Genomic DNA, 20,558 nt, shown 5'->3' with positions numbered 1-20,558 from the left:
AGATTGGAGAGAGCAATTGATTAAGCGTCAAATGGCCGTTCAAGCATTGTTTTGTCTGGCCTGACGGCGAGAGCGGCAAATTTCGGCATGGTTCTTATCAGCCCACTGAATCAACAACTGCATGGGTTGCAAAAAGGAGTGCCCTAATGGCGTCAGCGTGTATTCCACGCGCGGGGGAACTTCCGCATAGATCGTCCGATGTATGAACCCATCAGCTTCGAGTCGTTTTAGCGTGCGTGACAGCATCTGACGCGAAATATCGTCGATATGGCGATGTAATTCATTAAAACGCAGCGTCTGTTGCGCCAGCGCTTCTAGTATTAACAAACTCCACCGATCGCCGATGCGATCCAGCACATCACGGATCGGGCATGGATTATCAAACGCGAAATCGTCGGGGTTTTCCGCTGGCGATGTTTTTTGGCTAACCGCGTCATTGGTGAGGGTGTCATTAGTCATTGTTGTGTGACCTGGTTGCATACCGGTGACTTCTTGTGGAGAGAAAGTCGGGAATGTACCATCCAGATTCTCTATAGTCTATTTTTGTTACTTAGTCCCAAAAAAAGAAAATAAGGAGTCTACATGTCACATATCGCACTCATTGGCGCCTCAGGCGATGCCGGTTCACGCATTCTTAAAGAATTATCGGACCGTGGGCATACAGTCACCGCCATCGCACGCTCGCCAGAAAAAATTGCTTCACTGCCGAACGTTACCGCCAAGCAGGGTGACGCACTGGACAAAGATGCTCTCGTCGCATTATTCAAAGGACATGACGTCGTGGTCAGCGCCGTTAAATTTGGTTCGTCCGATCCAGCTACCCTGATTGCAGCCGTTAAAGCCGCAGGCGTGAAACGCTATCTGGTCGTCGGCGGCGCGGGGAGCCTTGAAATTGCGCCCGGCCAGCGCCTGATCGATCAGCCAAATTTTCCTGATGCTTATCGTCCTGAAGCCTCTCGCGGCGCAGCCTTCCTCGACTTGTTAAAACAGGAAAACAATCTTGATTGGTCGTTCCTCTCGCCGTCCGCCGAATTTGTTCCGGGTCAACGCACAGGCACCTTCCGCCTCGGCAAAGACGCGCTGCTGAGTAACGATAAAGGCAGCAGTATCTCTTTCGAAGACTATGCCGTTGCGCTGGTTGATGAAATTGAAAACCCAGCACACACTCGTCAGCGCTTTACCGTCGGCTATTAAGCCTTGACGGCGATCCGTACATTGATTCCTTCCCTCAGAAATGTGCGGATCTCGCGTTATACCCTAAATAAGTAGAGATAGAACAGAACGGTATCAGCGAGCCGCGTGAGTTTGTTATGGTGTTGACTTAACTCGCTCTCTTTTCATGCATAAGGAGATTTTGAATGGCTACGTCCCCAACCTATGTGCCGCCAAAAGTCTGGCAGCCCGCCTCTTCCGGCGGTGCCTTCGCCAATATTAACCGCCCAATCGCTGGCCCAACGCACGAAAAAGCGCTGCCCGTTGGCAAGCATCCACTTCAGCTTTACTCGCTGGCAACGCCAAATGGCGTGAAAGTGACAATCATGCTGGAAGAGCTGCTGGCGCTAGGCCATTCGGGAGCAGAGTACGATGCCTGGCTGATTAAGATAGGTGATGGAGATCAGTTCTCCAGCGGGTTTGTCGACGTCAACCCGAACTCCAAGATCCCCGCCTTGCTTGACCAAAGCGGCGAAAAACCGGTTCGCGTGTTCGAGTCCGGTTCCATTCTGGTGTATCTGGCCGAGAAGTTTGGTGCGCTGCTGTCGAACGACCTCGCAACGCGTACGGAAACCCTGAACTGGCTCTTCTGGCAGATGGGTTCCGCTCCTTACGTTGGCGGTGGATTCGGCCATTTCTACGCTTACGCGCCGGAAAAATTTGAATACCCGATCAACCGCTTCACGATGGAAACCAAGCGTCAGTTGGATGTGCTCAACCGTCGACTGGCAGAGAACCGCTATCTGGCCGGCGACAGCTATACGATTGCCGATATTGCGGTTTGGCCGTGGTACGGGGGGCTGGTACAAAATGCGCTTTACTCAGCCGGAGAGTTCCTGTCCGTACACGAATATACGCATGTGATTCGTTGGGCTGACGAGATTGCCGCCCGTCCGGCGGTGATCCGTGGCCGCAAGGTCAACCGCACCTGGGGTGAAGAGTCTGAGCAGGTCGCCGAGCGCCATCAGGCATCTGATTTGGATTAATCTTCTGCCGCCAGATCAATGCTGGTCGTATTCAACGACTAAAAAAATCGGCCTCTGCCCTCTCCCGTCAAGGAGGAGGCAAAGGCCGAATGTGGTAATACGCGCGCTTGACTAATTAGCGGCGTACTTTCACTTTATTCAGTACCGTCTGAATCGCCGTCGACAATTCGTTGATCTCAAATTTCGCGACGTAAGCATCTGCGCCAACATTGCGTACGTGATCTTCGTTCGCGCTACCGGACAGTGAAGAGTGGATCACCACCGGGATATTCTTCAGGAACTCTTCACGCTTGATGTTTCTTGTCAGCGTAAAGCCGTCCATTTCCGGCATTTCCAAATCGGTCAGGACAAGCGAGATCTTGTCCGAGATAGGTCGGCCTTCTGACTGTGCTTCTTGCGCAATTTGTCGAATCTTGTTCCAGGCATCCTGTCCGGTGATGTGCATACTAAACGGAATGCCCATCTGGGTTAGCCCCTGCTCAAGCAGCGAACGAGCGACTTTGGAATCTTCCGCCACAATCGCAATCGCACCTGGCGTATAGGGGTAAGTTTTCTCTTCTGCGTTCTTGAGCTTGGTTTCGCGATCGCCGGGAATGATATCAAACAGAATCTGTTCAACATCCAGCACCAGCGCCAGACGGTTGCTGTCTTTGTCGTTATCAAGACGCGCGATACTTGTGATATAAGAGCTGCTCACGCCCGCTTCAGCGGCCAGAACCTGACTCCATTCCAGACGAACGATATCGTCGACTGATTCCACGGCGAATGCCTGCGTACTACGTGCATATTCCGTGATAAGAAGAATGTTCAGGCCAGTTTCCGATGAACTACCAACCACGGCAGGCAGATCGATAACGGGAATGATTTGTCCACGAATGTTGACCATACCCAGCATCGGCGATTTCATGCCAGCCGCTTTGGTCAGCGTAGGCATCGGCACAATTTCACGCAGTTTAAACACGTTGATGCCAAACAGCTCCGATTTGCCACCTTCAGGTGATTTGCCCAGCTGGAATAATAAGAGTTCAAATTTATTAGCAGAGGTGAGGTTTGTTCTCTCATCGATTTCTTTTTGAAAATTATCCATGCTTTCCTCAGTGCGAGTCATTGTCATTATAGGTATACCGTAACAAGGCAACATTCGAGATGTGAGCAAACAGGAACCAACATCCGACCGCTCCACTGTACGTGATAGCCGTGTTCTTCAATCTTATCCAGCGTCAAACGTAAATATTTGTTAAGTGTGTCAACCTCATCATCCAACGATGGCAATCATCGGACCAGTAGACGGATATCAGCCCTCTTCAGTATAACAGTCGGCTAGCATCCTTAAGGTGCAGATAACATTCCCTGAATCATTAATATCGGCAGAATTTGCCAACACCTTATCCCAAATCGTGACAGAAATGTTGCCTGAGAAGAAAATCTTGCGTAGCTCTAGACGCCACCGTCAAAAAACACGCATGCAGTTTACTTATGAGTAATACCTAATCATCCCGGTCGAGAATTGATGCTTGAAGTGCAGAATAAATAATGGCGTAGAACCAAACCAAAGTAGCCAAGGAAACTACAGGGTTTTTCTGACAAAGAACAGCACCCACATAGCGCACTCACGCTCCGCATGAAAAAGGTAAAATAACCGCGAACGCAAAAACACTAAGTAGGTGTGGCGATATGATTAAGTTGATAACCTTAGGTAGGATCAATCACCTTCCAACGGCTACCATCGGACATATACATCAGGTGCTGGCCCTTGCTTATCTCCGTAACACCGCCATTTACATGAATCGATGTACTGTAACCCGCTTGATGGCTCACAAATATTGATTTCCATTTAAGCGAGTCAGGCTGCGGGAAATAAATATTTGATGCCCAACGGCCATCTTGAGAACGAATAGCGACTAAATCGACTTTTTCTAATGCACCCGAAATGGTTGCCGCAGCCAACTGGCATTAACAATCGATACTTCTGGTGCATCGGGAGAGGCTATCGCTCCAAGATTTTTTATAGTATTGGTACAAGCATTATCGGTACCCGAAGTTTGTACCACATAAGGATTATTACAGTTCCCGTAAGTATAAGTGCTCTGTTCTGCCTCCGTTTTGTCATCGCCTAGTGGGGCCAGAAAGATAGAACGTTGAACCCCCATCACATAACAGGAAGAAAGTTGTTCATTCCCTTCTGAAACTACACTCACCGCTTTTCCATCCTTTTGCATCCCAGATAGCGTAATTAAAGGCATGGGTGTTATCCCCCCTATTTTGTAAGCCAATATACCCGTCATTTCCTTGTTTAAAATGAAATTGATTTGCCCAATAGTAGTGGGAATCTATTCCTCCATCGTTAATTACCTGCTGAAAAAAAGATAATTTATTAAATTCTGCGTTTTCAGGCCATGAATGTTCTATCGCAACAACCCCTCCAATTACAACGGCATGGCTTAATTGGCTAAACAAAAAAAGAAAACAAAAAAACAAAAAAACAAAAAAACAATATATTTTAATTTCACAACCGCTCTTTAATTAAATATAAAATAACGCGGTGAAAATAAATTTATTTTCACCGCCGAAATAATATTGACGTAATTAAATAACATTAAATTTAGTTACCCTACAAAATCATCTTTATGATAAATAATACAATATGTAAAAGTTATCAATTAATAAATCAAGTAAAGTGGGGCGTCCTTGCACTGTCATTTTTTCCATTTTTATACATCATCATCCTGCATCATACCTACACAGTAATATCCTGATAAATATTTCCTTTCCGCAATAACACTCAGGTAATGAATTAGGGTAATTAAGTGCAGTCAACACACATAAAATTTGAAATTATAACAATTAGGAGTGAAATTAATAAATTATTAATCACTCTGTATTAACTTCATTAGCCTGCACTAACAAAACGCTGGCAATACTCCCCAGAAATTTTTTGTTCAGGATTACTACTGGTGGTCAAATCTACATAAGTGTATGACGAAGGGTTGTCACGATTGAAGTCCCATATACCAAGGAAGCCTAGTGATTGCTCTTTAGCGAAAGTTGCCAACATGGTGGCATCAGCCAATTTAAATATGCTCAAGTCGTCATTTAGCCCAACCATTGGCGTAATAGCAACCTTGCTGTATCCTCCATTGATAGAGATATTTTTCAGTTGAGCGCAGATACTTTTCGCAGCATCGATTGCCGCTTGCCCCATATTATGGGCATATTGAGGATCGTCATAATCCATTGCCATGGCATTTACTATGAAATCCAACTTAGCATTGGCGGCCTGTTGAACAATCGCCAACCTTTCAGTGGTGAGACCAGTCGGCATGGTTGGTAATGTAAAAGAAAGTTTGATCTTCGGATTATTCTTTTGAACCGTGCCAAGTGCTTCAAGAATATTATTAATATTATAAAGTCCGTTCTCTAAATCAAAATCCAAACCAACAGCATGGTATTCATCAATAGCCTGCTGATAGGTGCTAATGAGTTCCTGTACACTGAATACTGTTGATATATCTGAGTTAGCGGCACCGCCAAATGAGATGACGACATCTTGATTTTAAGCATTTAAATCATTTGCTAAAGGTACCGCCCAGTTTAAAGGCATCTTATCGTTTGCAGCCCAACAGGCCTGACGTGAAGGGGATAGTGTAATAAATCCAAATATTAACCCACTAACTCCCCACTCAACTGCTTGTTTAGAATACAGTGGATTAGGACGCCCATCTGGGTAATTTTGCCAATCAGACCATAGCGCATCAATAGTAACATCGATATAAGGGGTGAATAATGTAGTCATAGCGTAACCTCTATTCTTTGATAATATTTCAGGGAGCTAATTATTTTCAGCATTATATAGTAATTTCAACCATCACATTTCTTAAACTAGAAATACAATTTAATTCCATCCTGAGTTCTTAATTTGTCACGAAATAACAAAAAAAATCCCGCAAAGATAAAATAGCTTTTATATAAAATTTTCATAATAATTATTATTGTCATAAAAATATCCCTGAGAGGAATAATGAATGTGTCGTTTTACCCTCTTTTGTATAGCTTTTTCTGATTATCAGATTCTTTAAAGGACATGACAGCAAAATAAGATCATTCAAATTTGTCACGTATCGACGTTTACCGCCAGTTGACCGGAATAATCAGCAGGGAAAGAAACCGTAGCGTCTGATGAAAAACTGGCACTATTCGAGGTGTCAAAACAAGCGAAATTATTTCATACTACACGATATTAGCCTCGAAATGCCTAACCATCTCGGCCGAAAATTTACGGTGAAATACCGAATAGTTATTTAGACCAGAGCAAATTAAAATCGCTCATTTACCATCCGAGCCAGAATAGCCCCCCCTAACCAATTAGAATTTCAGGAAAAAATATTTTCGTTGGCACATAGGGAACAACAAATCTGTGAGAAGCAGATTCTAGCGGAGCTAGCAGCAGTCTTTTAGGACGGGAACGAAGCTCAGAGGTAGGCGGGGTAACAAAGCCAGCGTATAACGTCTATGCAATTTGCAGCATAACGGAGTGACTGCTTTAGGGCGGTGGCTTAACGCCACGCACCCTAAATTCAGCTGACAAAACAGGAACAAAATTATGGGTAATTCCCTAGGTTGGCAAATTAATTTGTAACAATTTTTTAAAAATTACTCTATCTTAACATTTTTATGGATTGCCCTGTTCATGAAGAGATTATAAGTGACATCATAGAGTAACAATAGTTAGACTTAGGTATAGGTTGATACTATACTTTTGCGGATCCATCTACGTAATGGATAATTTCTCGCTTTTTATTGAGGCCGTTACATGTCTGTATTTTTCTCTGATAATGAAATTATCAATAACACGATAAAAAGCTATCTTGGCCGAAAATTAAAGCAGTATGGCGACCTGAAATACGCTTACATGATCATGAACAAAAAAAATCCGTCTCAGGTTGTGATCATCTCAAATTACCCGAAAGAATGGATTAATACCTATAAAGAAAATAACTATCAGCATATCGACCCGGTTATTTTGATGGCAATAAATAAAGTCTCGCCGTTCTCGTGGGAGGACAAAATCGTTATTAACTCTAAGCTAAAGCTCTCCAGGATTTTTAATCTGTCAAAAGAGTACGATATTGTTAATGGTTATACCTTTGTCTTGCATGACAACAATAATAATCTGGCGGCGTTATCTATTATGTTTGAAGAAAATACGCCAACAGATATGGAAAATATTGTTGAGGAAAACAAAGACAAACTGCAAATGCTGCTCATTACCATTCATGAGAAAATCACTACACTTTACAAAGAGATGACGCAAAGCTCTCAGAGCAAAAAACAAGGCGATAAAGAAATTTTCTCCCAGCGTGAAAATGAAATTCTCTACTGGGCAAGTATGGGAAAAACCTACCCAGAAATTGCGCTGATTCTGGATATCAAAATCAGTACAGTGAAATTCCATATCGGTAATGTGGTAAAAAAACTCGGTGTCCTGAATGCTAAACACGCCATCAGACTCGGCGTGGAATTACAGCTCATCAAACCTGAACCGTTATAATCGCCATCACGTCTATTCCACCTTATATCGACTCCTTATAATAGGAGGATAGTGGGTAGACACTTGCACTGTTGTTGCGCGTTCCACAACTCGCGATAACCGATGCACGATGACAATCACCGTCTTGTCCTGCATTAGTCGGTCAACCGCACGCTGTACGGCTAACTCGCTTTCGGTATCCAACGCCGCCGTCGGTTCGTCCAGAATCACAATCCGCGCTTCCTTTAATAATGCCCGTGCTATCGAAATACGCTGCTGGTAAAAATTAACGGGCACGTCTATCTGGCAAAAACGCTCGCGGTGAACGAACTGGCGCAAAGCGATCCGTTCAAAACGCTCGATCGCTACGCCCAGCAGCAGAATGAGTCGATCGGCAAATACGGCCTTGCGATGGTTTCCACGTCAGCAGGCGAAAAGGTGCTGCTCGCCAGCAGTTTGGACGTGTTCAATATGAGTCTCGGATCTGTGGAAGAAATTCAGGATTTGTCCTGTGCGCTGGCGAAATAGCCGCTGACCGCGCCAGGCGGCGCTCGCCGTGCGCTGAGGTCCCATCGTAATCAATTCGCTATAACTTATAACGTTTTGTTCATTGCGTTGCCAGCCGACCTCCGCCTAAAAAGTGGGAAAAATCGATACGGTAGGTAGCCGCAATATGCATCTGGATTTACGGCAATTACGCAATTTTCTTGCGCTGGCCGAACATGGGAGTTTTGTACAGGCCGCTGAGGCCGTCTGCCTGTCGCAATCGGCATTCAGCCGCAGCATTCAGGCGCTGGAACAAACGATGGGGCATCCGCTTATCGATCGCCAGAGCCGCCGCTTTGCGCTGACGTGGCAGGGCAATACGCTGCTGCCGTTTGCACAGCGTATGCAGGAGCTGTCCTGGGAACTGATGACCGACATGCGGCAGATCAGCGAGGCACAGGAAGGCGAACTGACGTTTGGCTGCGGCCCGGCACCGTCTACCACGCTGATCCCCAAGGCGGTAGCGCATTTCCACGCCCTTCGTCCGCGAGCCAGAGTCACCTACAGCGTGGATAACTGGCAATCCCTGCGTGAACGACTGCTAGCCGATGAGTGGCCTTTTATCGTTGCCGATACCTGGCAGGCCGAAATGGAAACCAACCTTCATGTCCAGCCATTAAGCCAGCAGCGCTGCTTTTTTATCTGCCACTCTTCACACCCGCTGGTACAGCAGGCAAACGTCACGCCGGACGATCTCCTGCGCTTTCCGCTCGCCTCCCCTTTTATGCCCGTCGGCATGCGCAAGGTACTGGCCGCCTTAACGCGCCAGCCCGATTATCGGCCACAGATTCAGTGTGACCATATCTATTCTGTTTTCAGCATCCTGCGGCATACGCAGGCCATCAGCTTTGCCAGCGAGGATGGCTTTGCGCTGGGTCGATTAAGTCATCAACTGGTAGAAATTCCACTGACAGGCACGCCGCCGGAATGGGCAAATATGCAAACCCGCTTCGGTATTGTCACCTGTTTGCAGAGAACGCTACCACCGCTGGCCGAGCTGATGATCGAAAGCATATTGGCACAGGACAGGCTGCGCTCACCGGCTCCGGCACTACCGACCCTGTGAGCGCATTCGTGATTATTTCGCAGGATTACCGCTGGCGTCATACACTGCCCAGTTCGATTCCAGCCCTTTGGCTTTCAGCGCCCGGTCAACAAACTGGCCGGCAAACCAGTCGCTGGCCGAGAACGTGCTGCGAATCAACCCGGCGGCTTTCGCCCGCTCAATGCTGTCCTGCAAGCTGCTGAGCAGGAACGGATCGAGACGCGGCGAGCTTTGGAAAGGGAGATCCTCCGCTTTCAATTCTTCCTGAAAAATCGTCTGCGGAATCTGACTCTGCTCGGCCATGAGCGCAGTGTATTCCGGCAGGTGCTGTGCATCGCCGATCCACTGCGCATTGTCCACCAGCACATTCACCAGTTGCTGCGTCGTGCCCGGGTAGCGGTCGATAAAGTCCTGCGTCGCCAACACCGCGGCCTGCGTGGTATTCGGCCAGCCCAGCGCCCGGCTGGTGGTCACAATATTGATGCCCTGCTTACGCAACGCCAGCAGAGAGACGCCGCCCCACACCGCATCCACGCGTCTGGCCGCCAGTGCGGCCTTGCCTGCCGTCCAGTCCAGATTAATGACTCGCACATCGCGCTCGTTTAGCCCGACGCTTTTAATCGCGCGCTCAAACGACAGCTGATCGGCCGTTCCCTTGTAGACCGCAATCCGCTTGCCGCGTAAATCTTCAATGCGTTGAATACCCGATTCCGGCGTCGCCGCCAGATAAGAATTCGAGCCGCGCGACCCCACCAGCACCCGCGTTGGCAGACTACCCGCACGGCCGATAATAGCCGCCAGATCGCCCAGATACACCACATCCAGCTGCTTGTTTGCCAGCGCCTCATTCACCGCTGGGCCCGCTCCTTTAAAGAACGACCAGCGAATGTTGATACCCTGCGGCTCAAATTCCTTCTCCAACTGTTGGCGAATATGCGCCAACCCCAGCGGCCCGCGAATAAAGGGTTTGCTGCCTGCACTCTGATCCGGCAAACCAATACGAATCTCCGTCGGCTTCTGTGCCTCCTGCGGGGCAGCGTCGTTTGCCTGAACGGTGGAAACGAGCGCGGCGCCCATCAGCAAGGCCGTACTTAATACCTTCATCCCCCAGCGCCAGCGGGAAGATGCCGTTATCGGCGAGGCGGTCATCAACAGGGTGGCGTGCTGCATACGGTTTTTCCTTAATAATTCGTTTCATCTACCATGAAACTAGCGAACCGTCGGCGTCAGTCTTAAATAACATTTACAGGTTTGTTCAGCGGAAAAAAGCATAAATCAGGGCTGGCGGGCTTGGGCTACGCGTATGCATTTATTGCACGACGACCATCGCTTTATTGCATTGGCGTTCAACCTTGAAACCTGTTTTTTATTCCCTATTCATCCAGCTGCGATGGTTTTCGGGAATAAAATGAATAAGTCGATACTGCTGAAAAAAAACGCGATCGTCTGGCCTGCACTGCCGGTAGCGCGGGTCTATTCTCTTGTCGTGTCAATAGGGGTGCCGCTTGTAGTACCACTAATTGTGCCGCTGGCGCTGCTGGCGTTGTGGTATATCAGCACCCATTACGGCTGGATGCCTTCCCAGATTCTCCCGGCTCCCGACATCGTCGCTAAAACCGCCGTCGAACTTTGGCACAACGATCTCCTGCCGCAGCTCTTTATCAGCCTGCAACGGCTAGCTAGCGGCCTGCTGGCTGGCGTACTGGCGGGGACGCTACTTGGTGCGCTGATGGGAGCCTCACGCCGTGCCGAACACCTGCTGCACCCGACGGTCTACGCGCTGGCACAAATTCCAACGCTGGGTTGGATACCGCTGTTTATGGTGCTGTTCGGCATCGATGACGGCCTGAAGCTCGCCGTCATCATCAAGGCCGTGATTATCCCCGTGACACTGCATACGCAAACAGGCGTGCGTAACGTGCCGCATGCACTACAGGAAGTCGCTCGCACTCTGCGCCTGCCGTGGTATCAGCGCCTCATCAAATTGACGCTGCCCGCCGCGCTACCCACTTGGTTAACCGGCTTACGGCTGGCGCTCTCGCAGGCGTGGGTGTCGCTGATCGTGGTCGAACTGCTGGCATCATCGCAGGGCATTGGCTACCTGCTGGTATGGGGACGCCAGCTGTTTCAGTTGGATATTGTGTTTGTCTGTATCGCCGTCATTGGGCTGGCAGGGCTGACGATGGAGTGGGCAATCAATCAACTGGAACGCCGTCTGGTTTTCTGGCCACATCCGCCGCTCAGCCGCTTAACCGCCGCACCGTCTCGTCGCTTATCGGCGTTGGTTTTGCCTTTTCTGCTTCTGCTGCTCTGGCAACAGGCCAGCCGTTTCGGCTGGATCGATCCGCTACTGCTGCCACCGCCCGCCGACGTGTGGCACATGCTGTTGCAAGGCGTGCGTGACGGCTCGCTCACCGAGGCGATGCAGGCCAGTCTGACCCGCGCGCTCGCCGGTGCGGTATGCGGGATTGTCGCGGGCCTCGTGTGCGGCGTGCTGCTGGGGCTGAATGCCACCAGCGACGCGCTCTTCACGCCTACGGTCGCGACGCTGCGTCAGATCGCGCTGTTTGCCTGGCTGCCGCTGCTGACCGCCTGGGTCGGCAACGATGAAACCGGGAAAATCACGTTTGTCGCGCTGGCCTCGTTCTTCCCCATGCTGGTGGCCAGCCATCGCGGTATCCGCCAGCGCTCACAGGCTTTACAGGAAGTTGCACAGGTGTTGCAACTGCGTTTATCAACTCGCTTGCGGGTGCTGATCCTGCCAGGGGCCGCGCCCGCGATCTTCGCCGGTTTACGTCTGTCGCTGATTTACGCCTGGCTTGGCACCATCGGTGCTGAATATTTCATGTCATCCGGCACCGGGATCGGCAGCCTGATGATCAACGCCCAACAGCTACTGGATATGCCCCTGATTATCAGCGGCATACTGTTGATTGGATTAACGGGCGCGGTGCTCGACCGCGTCGGATTAGGTCTGGAACAGCGGATGACGCGCTGGCGTTCCGCAGGAGAAATCGCATGACGTCCACAACCCTTGAGGTATCACCGCCAGTCGTACAGTTCGATCGGCTGCGTAAACAGTTTCGTGTACAGGGCGAGTCGTTGACGGTAATCGATGATTTTTCACTGTCGATTCACAGCGGTGAGCTGGTGGCGATTGTCGGCAGCAGCGGTTGCGGCAAATCCACGCTGCTGCGCATGTTGGTTGGGCTGGACAACGACTATCAGGGACGCGTGCTGGTCGAAGGGAAAACCGTGCGCGGCATCGGGCGTGAGCGTGGCATGGTGTTTCAGGAACCACGCCTGTTTCCGTGGCTGACGGTGCGGCAAAACATCGCACTTGGACTGGCGAATGAAGCCATCGATAACAAAGAGCAGAAGCGCCTGATCGACCACTTTATTCAACTCGTCCATTTGCAGGATTTTGCCGATGCCCTACCCGCCCAGCTTTCCGGCGGCATGGCGCAGCGTGTGGCTATCGCTCGCGGACTCGTCGCCAATCCACGCATCCTGATGCTGGATGAACCTTTTGGCGCGCTGGATGCGTTGACCCGCCAGCAGATGCAGCAGGAGCTGCGCCGCATTCATCAGGCGGAAGGCACGACCACGCTGCTGGTCACGCACGACGTCGAGGAAGCCGTCTATCTCGCCGATCGCGTCGTCGTGCTGGCACCGCGACCGGGCCGTATCCGCCAGATTGCGACCATTTCGCTGCCGCATCCGCGCCAGCGTGACAGTCAGGCCTTTCACCAGCAGTGCAGCGACCTGCTCGCACTGTTGACGCAGCCTGCCGACACGGCTGCCGACCTCTCTTCTCTGAACACGTAAACACTGGAGCACCATTATGGGACACCCTTCCGTCTACCCGACCAGCACAACGATTTACAACCCGGAAAAAGCCTGGGGCGGCTACACCGTCTTTCAGGCGCTGGAACGTGGCGCGGTGCTAGTGGATATGAACGGCACCGAACTGCGCCTGTGGGAAGGCCTGCACGGCTTCCCCAACAAAATCCTGCCCGGCGGCTACATCCTCGGGCACAGCGGCGAACGTGATTCACGCTACGGCATGCAGGACATGGTCGATCTGATTCAGGTCGACTGGGACGGTAACGTCGTCTGGAAATTCAACGGCTATGAATACATTACCGATCCTGACCTTCCGCCAGAATGGATGGCACGCGTCCACCATGACTACCAGCGCAGCGGCAATCCGGTCGGCTATTACGCGCCGGGTCAGGAACCGCAGTCGATTGGCGGCAACACATTATTGCTGGCGCATACCAACCTGCATAATGAACGGATCAGCGACAAACTGCTGCTCGACGACACCATCATCGAAGTGGACTGGGAGGGCAACATTTTGTGGGAATGGCGTTGCAGCGACCATTTCGATGAACTGGGCTTTGATGACGACGCAAAAACCGCGCTGTACAACAATCCCAACCTGCGCAAAAGCGGCGGTGGGATGGGCGACTGGATGCACATCAACTCCATGTCGGCACTCGGTCCCAATCCGTGGTTCGATCAAGGCGATACCCGTTTCCACCCAGATAACATCATCTGGGACGCGCGCGAATCCAACATCATTGCCATCATCGACAAGCAGAGCGGTAATATCGTCTGGCAGCTTGGCCCCAACTACAACACGCCTGAGCTCAAACATATCGGCTGGATTATCGGCCAGCACCACGCGCATATGATCCCCGCAGGCTTACCGGGCGCGGGCAATATTCTGGTGTTTGATAACGGCGGCTGGGCTGGCTACGGCGCGCCCAACCCGGCATCGGCTGACGGGGTAAAAAACGCCTGGCGTGACTATTCCCGCGTGCTGGAAATCAACCCAGTCACGCTGGATATTGTCTGGCGCTATTCGCCCTACGAAGCGGGCATTCCGCACCCGACTGACGCCTTCCGTTTTTACAGCCCGTACATCAGTAACATCCAGCGCCTGCCGAACGGCAATACGCTGATTAACGAAGGGGCCAATGGTCGGTTGTTTGAAGTCACCGCCGATCATGAAATTGTCTGGGAGTTTATTTCCCCCTATTGGGGCAAGACGGTGAACACCAATATGCTGTACCGCGCCTACCGCGTCCCCTATGAATGGGTGCCGCAGCTGTCGCGCCCACAGGAAACTCCGGTGATTGCCCCTGATAATACTCAACTACGCCAGCCCGGAGCCGCCGCGCCCGGCTTCGCCAGCGTGATTCGTATTGACGGTACGCGCCCTTATAAAAAGAGCGGCGATGCCCTGTGTGTCGCGACCGACAGCGAAGACCTCAAGCGCAGTCCGAAGCTCTTTGCCGTCAACCGTGAGCGTTTTGCGCCACTCACCGCCGACCGTTGGCCTGAACTGGCAGCGCAACGTGGCCCGCAGTTGCTGCTGGTCGGCGCGGAGCGCTGCGTCCACTGCAAAAGCCTCTATCGCCAGTTAGAAGTGATTCTGGATAACGAGGAATACCGTCAATTACCAAGTCATTATCTGGACGCCGATCATCACATTGCCCTAGCGGAGAAATTGGCGGTGAGAACGCTGCCAACTCTGCTCTGGCTCGAAAACGGTGAAGAACAAGCACGTCTGAGCGGCGCCCAACAGCCCGAACGCCTGCGCCAGTGGCTGACCACGCAACAGAGCTAACCCTCACACCTTAACGCGATCTCGCTCCCAGTGAGATCGCGTCTATCTGTTCTCTGCCTCTTACACAAATGCCTCAACCTGCAGTGGGTTATATCCGGCTTAAAAAATTATGCAGCGGTGGACGTGGCCGCCGAGTGAGCGGCATGGACGCCGCGAAAGTCAGTGCCGCGTCGGACAAAAACGTCAACGACGTTTTTGAACAGCACTTGTGCTGGCCCAAAGGGCGAGGTCCATTTATGGGGCGAGTAATCGCGTCACTGGCGGCTCGACTAGCGGTCATGTCCATCGATGGCACCGCGCAGCGGCATAATTTAGCCGGAAGCCAGGGTTCTCAGGGCGACGGCAATTGAGCGCCCTGAGTCGGGCGCGTGTTCGATATCACAAATGAGTAGCGGCAGTGCAGCGCACGAAACGACCTCTGAATCTTCATGGGAATGTGGCTAAGAGGTAGCCATACAGCTCGATATACTGGAATTAGCACAGGATATCGGGCTATTATTTGAGCGCTGGCAGGTACCGCTGCCGCAAAAAAGAGCGATACTGTTTTACATCGCACGAAGCGGCAACACCTCAAGGCCAGCAGAGTTTATTGAGGCCGTCGCGCAGTCTCTGTCAACGGATCGGGAGGCGATCATGACCATCGCACAGCAGCTTGAGAAAATCGGGTTTGAAAAAGGCATACAGCAGGGGATACAGCGCGGCATGGAGCAGGGAATACAACATGGCATAGAGCAAGGTATGAAAGCCAGTGCTCGAAATATCGCTCGTCAGCTTCTACTTAGCGGCATGGAACCTGCTCAGGTTTGTCAGATTACTCAGTTGAGCGCGGCGGAACTGGCACAGCTTGTTGATTCATCGAATGAGTAGGCTCTAAAGATACATCACGCTTTCCTACGATTTATCCTTCCCCCTCTTTTTCATCATCGACGCGGTCAGCTAAGGCTGCGTCGCGGCGCCAATTTATACGCTCTGGATCACATTTCCTTTGCATCACGTAGTTGTAATTTGTTATGTTATTACATATCGATTTACACTAACCCTATACGTTAGCCATGATTAACTGGAACAGACATACAGACGCCATTCTTCAGGTAGAGAACCTGAGCCTGTCTATTGGTGGTGCAACCAAGGTCAGCGATATCAGCTTTACGCTGTTCGCGGGTGAACGTGTCTGTTTACTCGGTGCATCCGGTTCCGGTAAATCCCTCACCGCCAAAGCTGTCATCGGCACACCGCCGTCAGGCTGCCAGATTAGCGGCAGTATTCGGGTGAATGGCGAAGCGGTCAGCCAGTTGAAAGCGCTGGCGCGCCCGCAGGCCAGCCGCGTCTCTGCCGTGTTCCAGGACTCCGCAACGGCGCTTAATCCCCTCATGCCGTTGGGAAAACAGCTGTCTCTGGCGTTGAAAACCCCTTCTTCCATTGAGCTTTCTGCACTGCTGGCTGCCATGAAGCTGGATGATATTCCCAACCTCCTGCAACGCTATCCTGCCGAACTGTCCGGCGGCCAGCGCCAGCGCATTTGTATTACCCTCGCCCTACTCGGCAAGACACGCCTGCTGGTGGCGGACGAACCGACAACCGCGCTCGATGTCATTACCCAGAAGCAGGTATTGCAGGTCTTACAGGAACGTAGCGCACAGCCGGATGCTCCCGCCCTGCTGTTTATTACGCATGATATCGCCGTTGCCGCCCAACTCTGCCAGCGTGGCCTGGTGATGGAAAACGGGCGAGTCATTGAATCCGGCAGTATGCAGCAACTACTGAATGCACCACAGCAGCCGTATACCCGCAGTCTGGTCGCTGCCGCACGTCGCGCTGACACGCTTTTATCTGACAATCTTTTTCCTGACACGGTGTTACCCACCGCTGTTGCCGGAGCGCTTGCCGGATGAACCACCACCTGCATGCGGTTCCCTCACCGTTTTTAAGCCTTGAGCACGTCAGCCGCTATCGCCAGACGTCACGTTTGCCGTGGCAAAAGGCCGATCCTGCCAGTGCCATTTTTCACGACCTGTCGCTGAACCTGCAACAGCACGAACGCGTCGGGCTGGTCGGTGCCTCCGGCTGTGGTAAATCCACGCTGCTAAAAACCCTGCTCGCACTCGAAGCGCCAGAAAGTGGTGCGGTGTACTGCGACGGCAACCTGATTAAACCCGGTTCGGTACGTTCACTGCTCTGGTATCGCCGACGCGTTCAGTACATTCCGCAGGATCCGGCAGGCTCGTTCGCGCCACGTCAGCGCGTCGCCGATCTCCTCACCGAGCCGCTGAAGCGACTCCGTCCCGATGAAAACCGTCACGCTAATGGAAACCATTCTGCCCGCTTGGGCGAAGTCATGGATCAGGTAGGACTGAGCGTCACGCTTCTGAATAAGGTCGCCGGGCAGCTTTCCGGGGGACAGGCACAGCGTGTCACGCTGGCGCGAGCGCTGATTGTTCGACCCGAATTTTTACTGGCAGACGAGCCTGTCAGCGGTCTGGATTTACCGCTGCGTGAACAAATTAAAAACCTGCTTCAGCAGGTCACCGAACAAAACAAAATGGGCTTGCTGATGGTCTCGCACGATATATCCATGCTCGCCGGGCTGTGCGACAGAATGCTGGTCATGGACGGCGGACGCATTATTGAAGATCGCCCCACGACAGAGGTGCTGGCTTCACCGCAGCAGGCGCACACCGCTCATCTGTTGCAGGCCGTCCCCACGCTATCGACGTCAGGCTATTAGCTCGCTGAAAACGCGCTTTTTACAATAAAATATCGCATCAATAACACATTCCCCCGTAACGGGCTTTTTATAACGGATCATGACATGTCAGACCTTACCGCCAACCGCGCACCACGGCCTTATCCCCCGTTGCTTCTGGGTAGCCAGCTTGTTTTCAATATTGGCTTTTATGCCGTCGTACCGTTTCTGGCGATTTTCCTTCGCGACGACATGCTGCTTTCCGGCTGGGCTATCGGGCTGGTGATTGGCTTACGCACCTTTTCTCAACAGGGCATGTTTTTAGTCGGCGGCGCGCTGGCTGACCGATTCGGCGCGCGCGTGATCATCCTGTGTGGCTGTGTCGTACGTATCAGCGGCTATCTCCTGCTGGCGTTAGGCGACTCGCTATGGCCGATCATCCTTGGTGCCTGCCTGACCGGTGTCGGCGGTGCCCTGTTCTCTCCCGCCATCGAAGCGCTGATGGCACAGGCCGGTACGCAAAGTGAAAAAGAGGGAAAACGCAGCCGCTCTGAATGGTTCGCTCTGTTTGCCATTTGCGGCGAGTTAGGCGCAGTGCTGGGGCCGTTGCTCGGCTCAGTGCTGGCCGGATACGGATTCCAGCGCGTGGCGCTTGCGGGCGCGGGCGTGTTTGTTATCGCGCTCATCGTCCTGTTTTTCAGCCTGCCGCCGACGCAGCGCAATCAGAACGAATTACAGATTGCCCCGTGGTGGGAAACGTTCCGCCAGCGCCGCTTTGTCGCGTTCATCATTGCTTACAGCGCTTACCTGTTCAGCTACAACCAGCTCTATCTGGCACTGCCGGTTGAACTGCATCGCTCCGGCAGCAGCGAGAAAGATCTCGGCCCGCTGTTTGTGTTGGCTTCCCTGCTGGTGATTGGGTTACAGCTCCCGCTGGCGCGTTTTGCCCGCCGAGTTGGCGCGGCGCGCATGCTGCCACTGGGCTTTGCGCTGCTAGCTGCATCGTTCTTTAGCGTCGCGCTGTTTGCTTCCAGCACGCCGCCTGACGGATGGCAGCGCCTGCTTCCGGCTATCTCATTAATTACGCTGCTGACGCTGGGGCAGATGTTAATCGTCCCCGTCGGGATGGACCTCATCCCACGCTTTGCCAACAACAAAAATCTGGGCGCGCACTATGGCGCACTGGCGTCGATGGGCGGCATCGCGGTACTGGTCGGCAACTTTATACTCGGCGGCCAGCTCGACCGCGCGCTAACGCCGTCGCCACAGGCCGCCATTCCGTGGGTGCTGCTCGCCGCCGTGCCGCTGTGCAGTTCGCTGGCCATGATGGTCATCTGCCGCCCGTTTAAATCCGCTTCAACCGTGAATGAATAAGGACAGACTGATGAATATGCGCAATTTCCTGTGGCCCGTTTCCGGCTTGCTATCAGCCACGCTGCTGCTTTCAGGCTGCTTCAATGAGCCCGAGGAAAACCACAGCTCACATCATGACGGTCGAATCAAACTGGCGATGCTTCAGCCTCCGCGCTCCGGCCTGACGCCGCTGAGTGATGATGCCTTTAAGCTGTCGCGCTGGAGCACGGCAGAAACGCTGGTGGTGCTCGACAAACTCGGCGAAGCCCAGCCTGCACTGGCGACAAAATGGCAGCAGATCGATGATAAATCCTGGCGTTTTGAACTGCGGCCAAACGTCCATTTTCACGATAACACCACCTTAAACGCCGCCACCGTAGTGAATGCGCTCACCGTGGCGTCCACGGCTGCCCCCAAACCGCGCATTCTGGACGGCGTGCAGTTAACGGTAAAAGCCGATGGCGATAACGCCGTCATTGTCTCCACCGCTAAAGCGGATCCACTGCTGCCACAGCGCTTATCCAGCCCGCAATTGGCGATTCTCTCCACCACGGCATACGGTAAAAATGGCATAGTCAATCCGATCAGCACCGGAAGCGGCCCGTTCGTTCTGCGTACCGTCACCGGCACCAGCAGCGCGGTATTGGATCGATTCGACGGTTATTGGGGTGAGAAAGCACAGGCCAGCGGTATCGATGTCAGCTTTGTGTCCGACGGCGCGGCGCGCGCTGCTGCATTACGTACCGGCACGGCAGACATTGTCGAAGCCGTTCCGGTTTCTCAGGCACCGCTGCTGGATCAATCGCTGGTGCATGAAGTCCCCATGCCACGCACCAATACGCTGTATCTGAATACGCGCCATGGCGTGATGCAAGATCCCGCCATGCGTGCTGCCGTGCGCGATGCGATCAATCGCCAGCAGCTGGTGGACAACGTCTATGAGAAACGTGCCGATATCGCGCAGGGTCTGTTAGGTCCCGCGCTGCCGTGGGCTGCGGAACTGCGTCAGCCGGTAACTAACCCAGTCAAAGCCGGTACGCCTGCGGGTGCAACCATCACGCTGGCAACGTTCAGCGATCGCGCCGAACTGCCTGAAGTCGCAGTCTATCTGGCACAGCAGCTCACCGCCGCTGGATTTACGGTGAAACAGGTGGTGCGTGAGTATGCACAGATCGAGTCCGACGCGCTGGCAGGCAAGTTTGATGCCTTTATTTTATCCCGCGCCACCGTACTGGATTCCGGCGATCCTGTGGCTTATCTGTACAGCGACTTCGCCTGTGAAGGGTCGTTCAATATCGCTCAGCTGTGCCGCCCAGAGATCGATCAGGCGCTGCAAAAAGCGGCCGCGATTCCTGCGGGCGTTGCACGCCGTCAGGCCATCATGCAGGCAGAAAACCTGATCCTGGCCAGCGATGCCGCGATCCCAATGCTGCATGAGCGTGTAATTCAAGGTGAAAGCGCACAGGTCAAAGACGCACTACGCGACCCGCGTGAACGCACGCTGATTAACGCCGCCACACATATTGTCACCGGCGCCAAGTAACGGATAGCGCACCCGCAACCAGAAA

General features: G+C 52.5%; 18 protein-coding genes and 3 pseudogenes. 14 read left to right on the top strand and 7 right to left on the bottom strand.

Annotation, left to right across the window (positions count from 1 at the left end):
- Positions 1 to 39 precede the first annotated feature (39 nt).
- Complete coding sequence (locus tag JFY74_07765) at positions 40 to 480, bottom strand: helix-turn-helix transcriptional regulator (GenBank protein QQG29918.1); 441 nt, start codon at positions 478 to 480, stop codon at positions 40 to 42.
- Positions 481 to 582: 102 nt separating this feature from the next.
- Here JFY74_07765 and JFY74_07760 point away from each other — a divergent pair, with 102 nt between their 5' ends.
- Both JFY74_07760 and yghU read left to right on the top strand, forming a co-directional pair.
- Complete coding sequence (locus JFY74_07760; GenBank protein ID QQG29917.1) at positions 583 to 1,194, top strand: NAD(P)-dependent oxidoreductase; 612 nt, start codon at positions 583 to 585, stop codon at positions 1,192 to 1,194.
- Between the two features lie 164 nt (positions 1,195 to 1,358).
- Positions 1,359 to 2,198 carry a glutathione-dependent disulfide-bond oxidoreductase gene (yghU, locus tag JFY74_07755; GenBank protein QQG29916.1) on the top strand — a complete coding sequence of 280 codons (840 nt, stop codon included), beginning with the start codon at positions 1,359 to 1,361 and terminating at the stop codon, positions 2,196 to 2,198.
- A gap of 115 nt (positions 2,199 to 2,313) precedes the next feature.
- Here yghU and JFY74_07750 read toward each other — a convergent pair whose 3' ends face one another.
- From JFY74_07750 to JFY74_07735, 4 genes are all read right to left on the bottom strand, one after another.
- Positions 2,314 to 3,285: a chemotaxis protein CheV gene (locus JFY74_07750; protein ID QQG29915.1), complete on the bottom strand. Its 972-nt coding sequence runs from the start codon at positions 3,283 to 3,285 to the stop codon at positions 2,314 to 2,316.
- An 829-nt stretch (positions 3,286 to 4,114) separates the two neighbouring features.
- Positions 4,115 to 4,441 (bottom strand): hypothetical protein, encoded by a 327-nt coding sequence (locus tag JFY74_07745; GenBank protein QQG29914.1) that lies wholly within the window; start codon positions 4,439 to 4,441, stop codon positions 4,115 to 4,117.
- Between the two features lie 647 nt (positions 4,442 to 5,088).
- Positions 5,089 to 5,631: a hypothetical protein gene (locus JFY74_07740; protein ID QQG29913.1), complete on the bottom strand. Its 543-nt coding sequence runs from the start codon at positions 5,629 to 5,631 to the stop codon at positions 5,089 to 5,091.
- A 120-nt stretch (positions 5,632 to 5,751) separates the two neighbouring features.
- On the bottom strand, positions 5,752 to 5,991 hold the full coding sequence (locus JFY74_07735) for a hypothetical protein (protein ID QQG29912.1): 240 nt from the start codon (positions 5,989 to 5,991) through the stop codon (positions 5,752 to 5,754).
- A gap of 1,017 nt (positions 5,992 to 7,008) precedes the next feature.
- Between JFY74_07735 and JFY74_07730 the strand changes: the two genes are divergently transcribed.
- Positions 7,009 to 7,746, top strand: coding sequence for a LuxR family transcriptional regulator (locus tag JFY74_07730; protein ID QQG29911.1), 738 nt, complete (start codon positions 7,009 to 7,011; stop codon positions 7,744 to 7,746).
- Between the two features lie 93 nt (positions 7,747 to 7,839).
- Here the strand turns inward: JFY74_07730 and JFY74_07725 are convergent.
- Positions 7,840 to 8,004 (bottom strand): annotated as a pseudogene (locus JFY74_07725) (ATP-binding cassette domain-containing protein).
- Between JFY74_07725 and JFY74_07720 the strand changes: the two are divergent.
- Both JFY74_07720 and JFY74_07715 read left to right on the top strand, forming a co-directional pair.
- Positions 7,996 to 8,253 (top strand): annotated as a pseudogene (locus JFY74_07720) (CDP-diacylglycerol diphosphatase). The pseudogenes JFY74_07725 and JFY74_07720 overlap by 9 nt on opposite strands.
- 145 nt (positions 8,254 to 8,398) lie before the next feature.
- Positions 8,399 to 9,337 (top strand): LysR family transcriptional regulator, encoded by a 939-nt coding sequence (locus tag JFY74_07715; protein ID QQG29910.1) that lies wholly within the window; start codon positions 8,399 to 8,401, stop codon positions 9,335 to 9,337.
- Positions 9,338 to 9,349: 12 nt separating this feature from the next.
- Here JFY74_07715 and JFY74_07710 read toward each other — a convergent pair whose 3' ends face one another.
- Positions 9,350 to 10,486, bottom strand: coding sequence for an ABC transporter substrate-binding protein (locus tag JFY74_07710; GenBank protein ID QQG29909.1), 1,137 nt, complete (start codon positions 10,484 to 10,486; stop codon positions 9,350 to 9,352).
- A gap of 238 nt (positions 10,487 to 10,724) precedes the next feature.
- On the opposite strand from JFY74_07710, the gene JFY74_07705 reads away from it, so the two are divergent.
- The 9 genes and pseudogenes from JFY74_07705 to JFY74_07665 all read left to right on the top strand — a co-directional run bounded on the left by JFY74_07705 (position 10,725) and on the right by JFY74_07665 (position 20,533).
- Complete coding sequence (locus JFY74_07705) at positions 10,725 to 12,338, top strand: ABC transporter permease (GenBank protein QQG29908.1); 1,614 nt, start codon at positions 10,725 to 10,727, stop codon at positions 12,336 to 12,338.
- A complete protein-coding gene (locus JFY74_07700; protein ID QQG29907.1) occupies positions 12,335 to 13,144 on the top strand; it encodes an ABC transporter ATP-binding protein in 810 nt (269 codons plus the stop codon). Before JFY74_07705 ends, JFY74_07700 begins: the two co-directional genes overlap by 4 nt.
- A gap of 16 nt (positions 13,145 to 13,160) precedes the next feature.
- Entirely contained in the window at positions 13,161 to 14,954 is a 1,794-nt protein-coding gene (locus tag JFY74_07695) for an aryl-sulfate sulfotransferase (GenBank protein ID QQG29906.1), read from the top strand.
- Positions 14,955 to 15,097: 143 nt separating this feature from the next.
- Positions 15,098 to 15,304, top strand: a complete 207-nt coding sequence (locus JFY74_07690) for a hypothetical protein (protein QQG29905.1) — start codon at positions 15,098 to 15,100, stop codon at positions 15,302 to 15,304.
- Between the two features lie 112 nt (positions 15,305 to 15,416).
- Positions 15,417 to 15,821: pseudogene (locus JFY74_07685) on the top strand (transposase).
- A 185-nt stretch (positions 15,822 to 16,006) separates the two neighbouring features.
- A complete protein-coding gene (locus tag JFY74_07680; GenBank protein QQG29904.1) occupies positions 16,007 to 16,846 on the top strand; it encodes an ABC transporter ATP-binding protein in 840 nt (279 codons plus the stop codon).
- Positions 16,843 to 17,679 carry an ABC transporter ATP-binding protein gene (locus JFY74_07675; GenBank protein ID QQG29903.1) on the top strand — a complete coding sequence of 279 codons (837 nt, stop codon included), beginning with the start codon at positions 16,843 to 16,845 and terminating at the stop codon, positions 17,677 to 17,679. The genes JFY74_07680 and JFY74_07675 overlap by 4 nt, the downstream gene beginning before the upstream one ends.
- Before the next feature lie 84 nt (positions 17,680 to 17,763).
- Positions 17,764 to 19,011, top strand: a complete 1,248-nt coding sequence (locus JFY74_07670) for an MFS transporter (protein ID QQG29902.1) — start codon at positions 17,764 to 17,766, stop codon at positions 19,009 to 19,011.
- Between the two features lie 10 nt (positions 19,012 to 19,021).
- Positions 19,022 to 20,533: an ABC transporter substrate-binding protein gene (locus tag JFY74_07665; GenBank protein ID QQG29901.1), complete on the top strand. Its 1,512-nt coding sequence runs from the start codon at positions 19,022 to 19,024 to the stop codon at positions 20,531 to 20,533.
- Positions 20,534 to 20,558 lie beyond the last annotated feature (25 nt).

This window comes from Pectobacterium carotovorum (genome assembly GCA_016415585.1).
Taxonomy (GTDB): Bacteria; Pseudomonadota; Gammaproteobacteria; order Enterobacterales; family Enterobacteriaceae; genus Pectobacterium; species Pectobacterium carotovorum_K.
The sequence above is the reverse complement of the archived record's forward strand: the minus strand, read 5'-3'. Positions and strand labels throughout refer to the sequence as shown.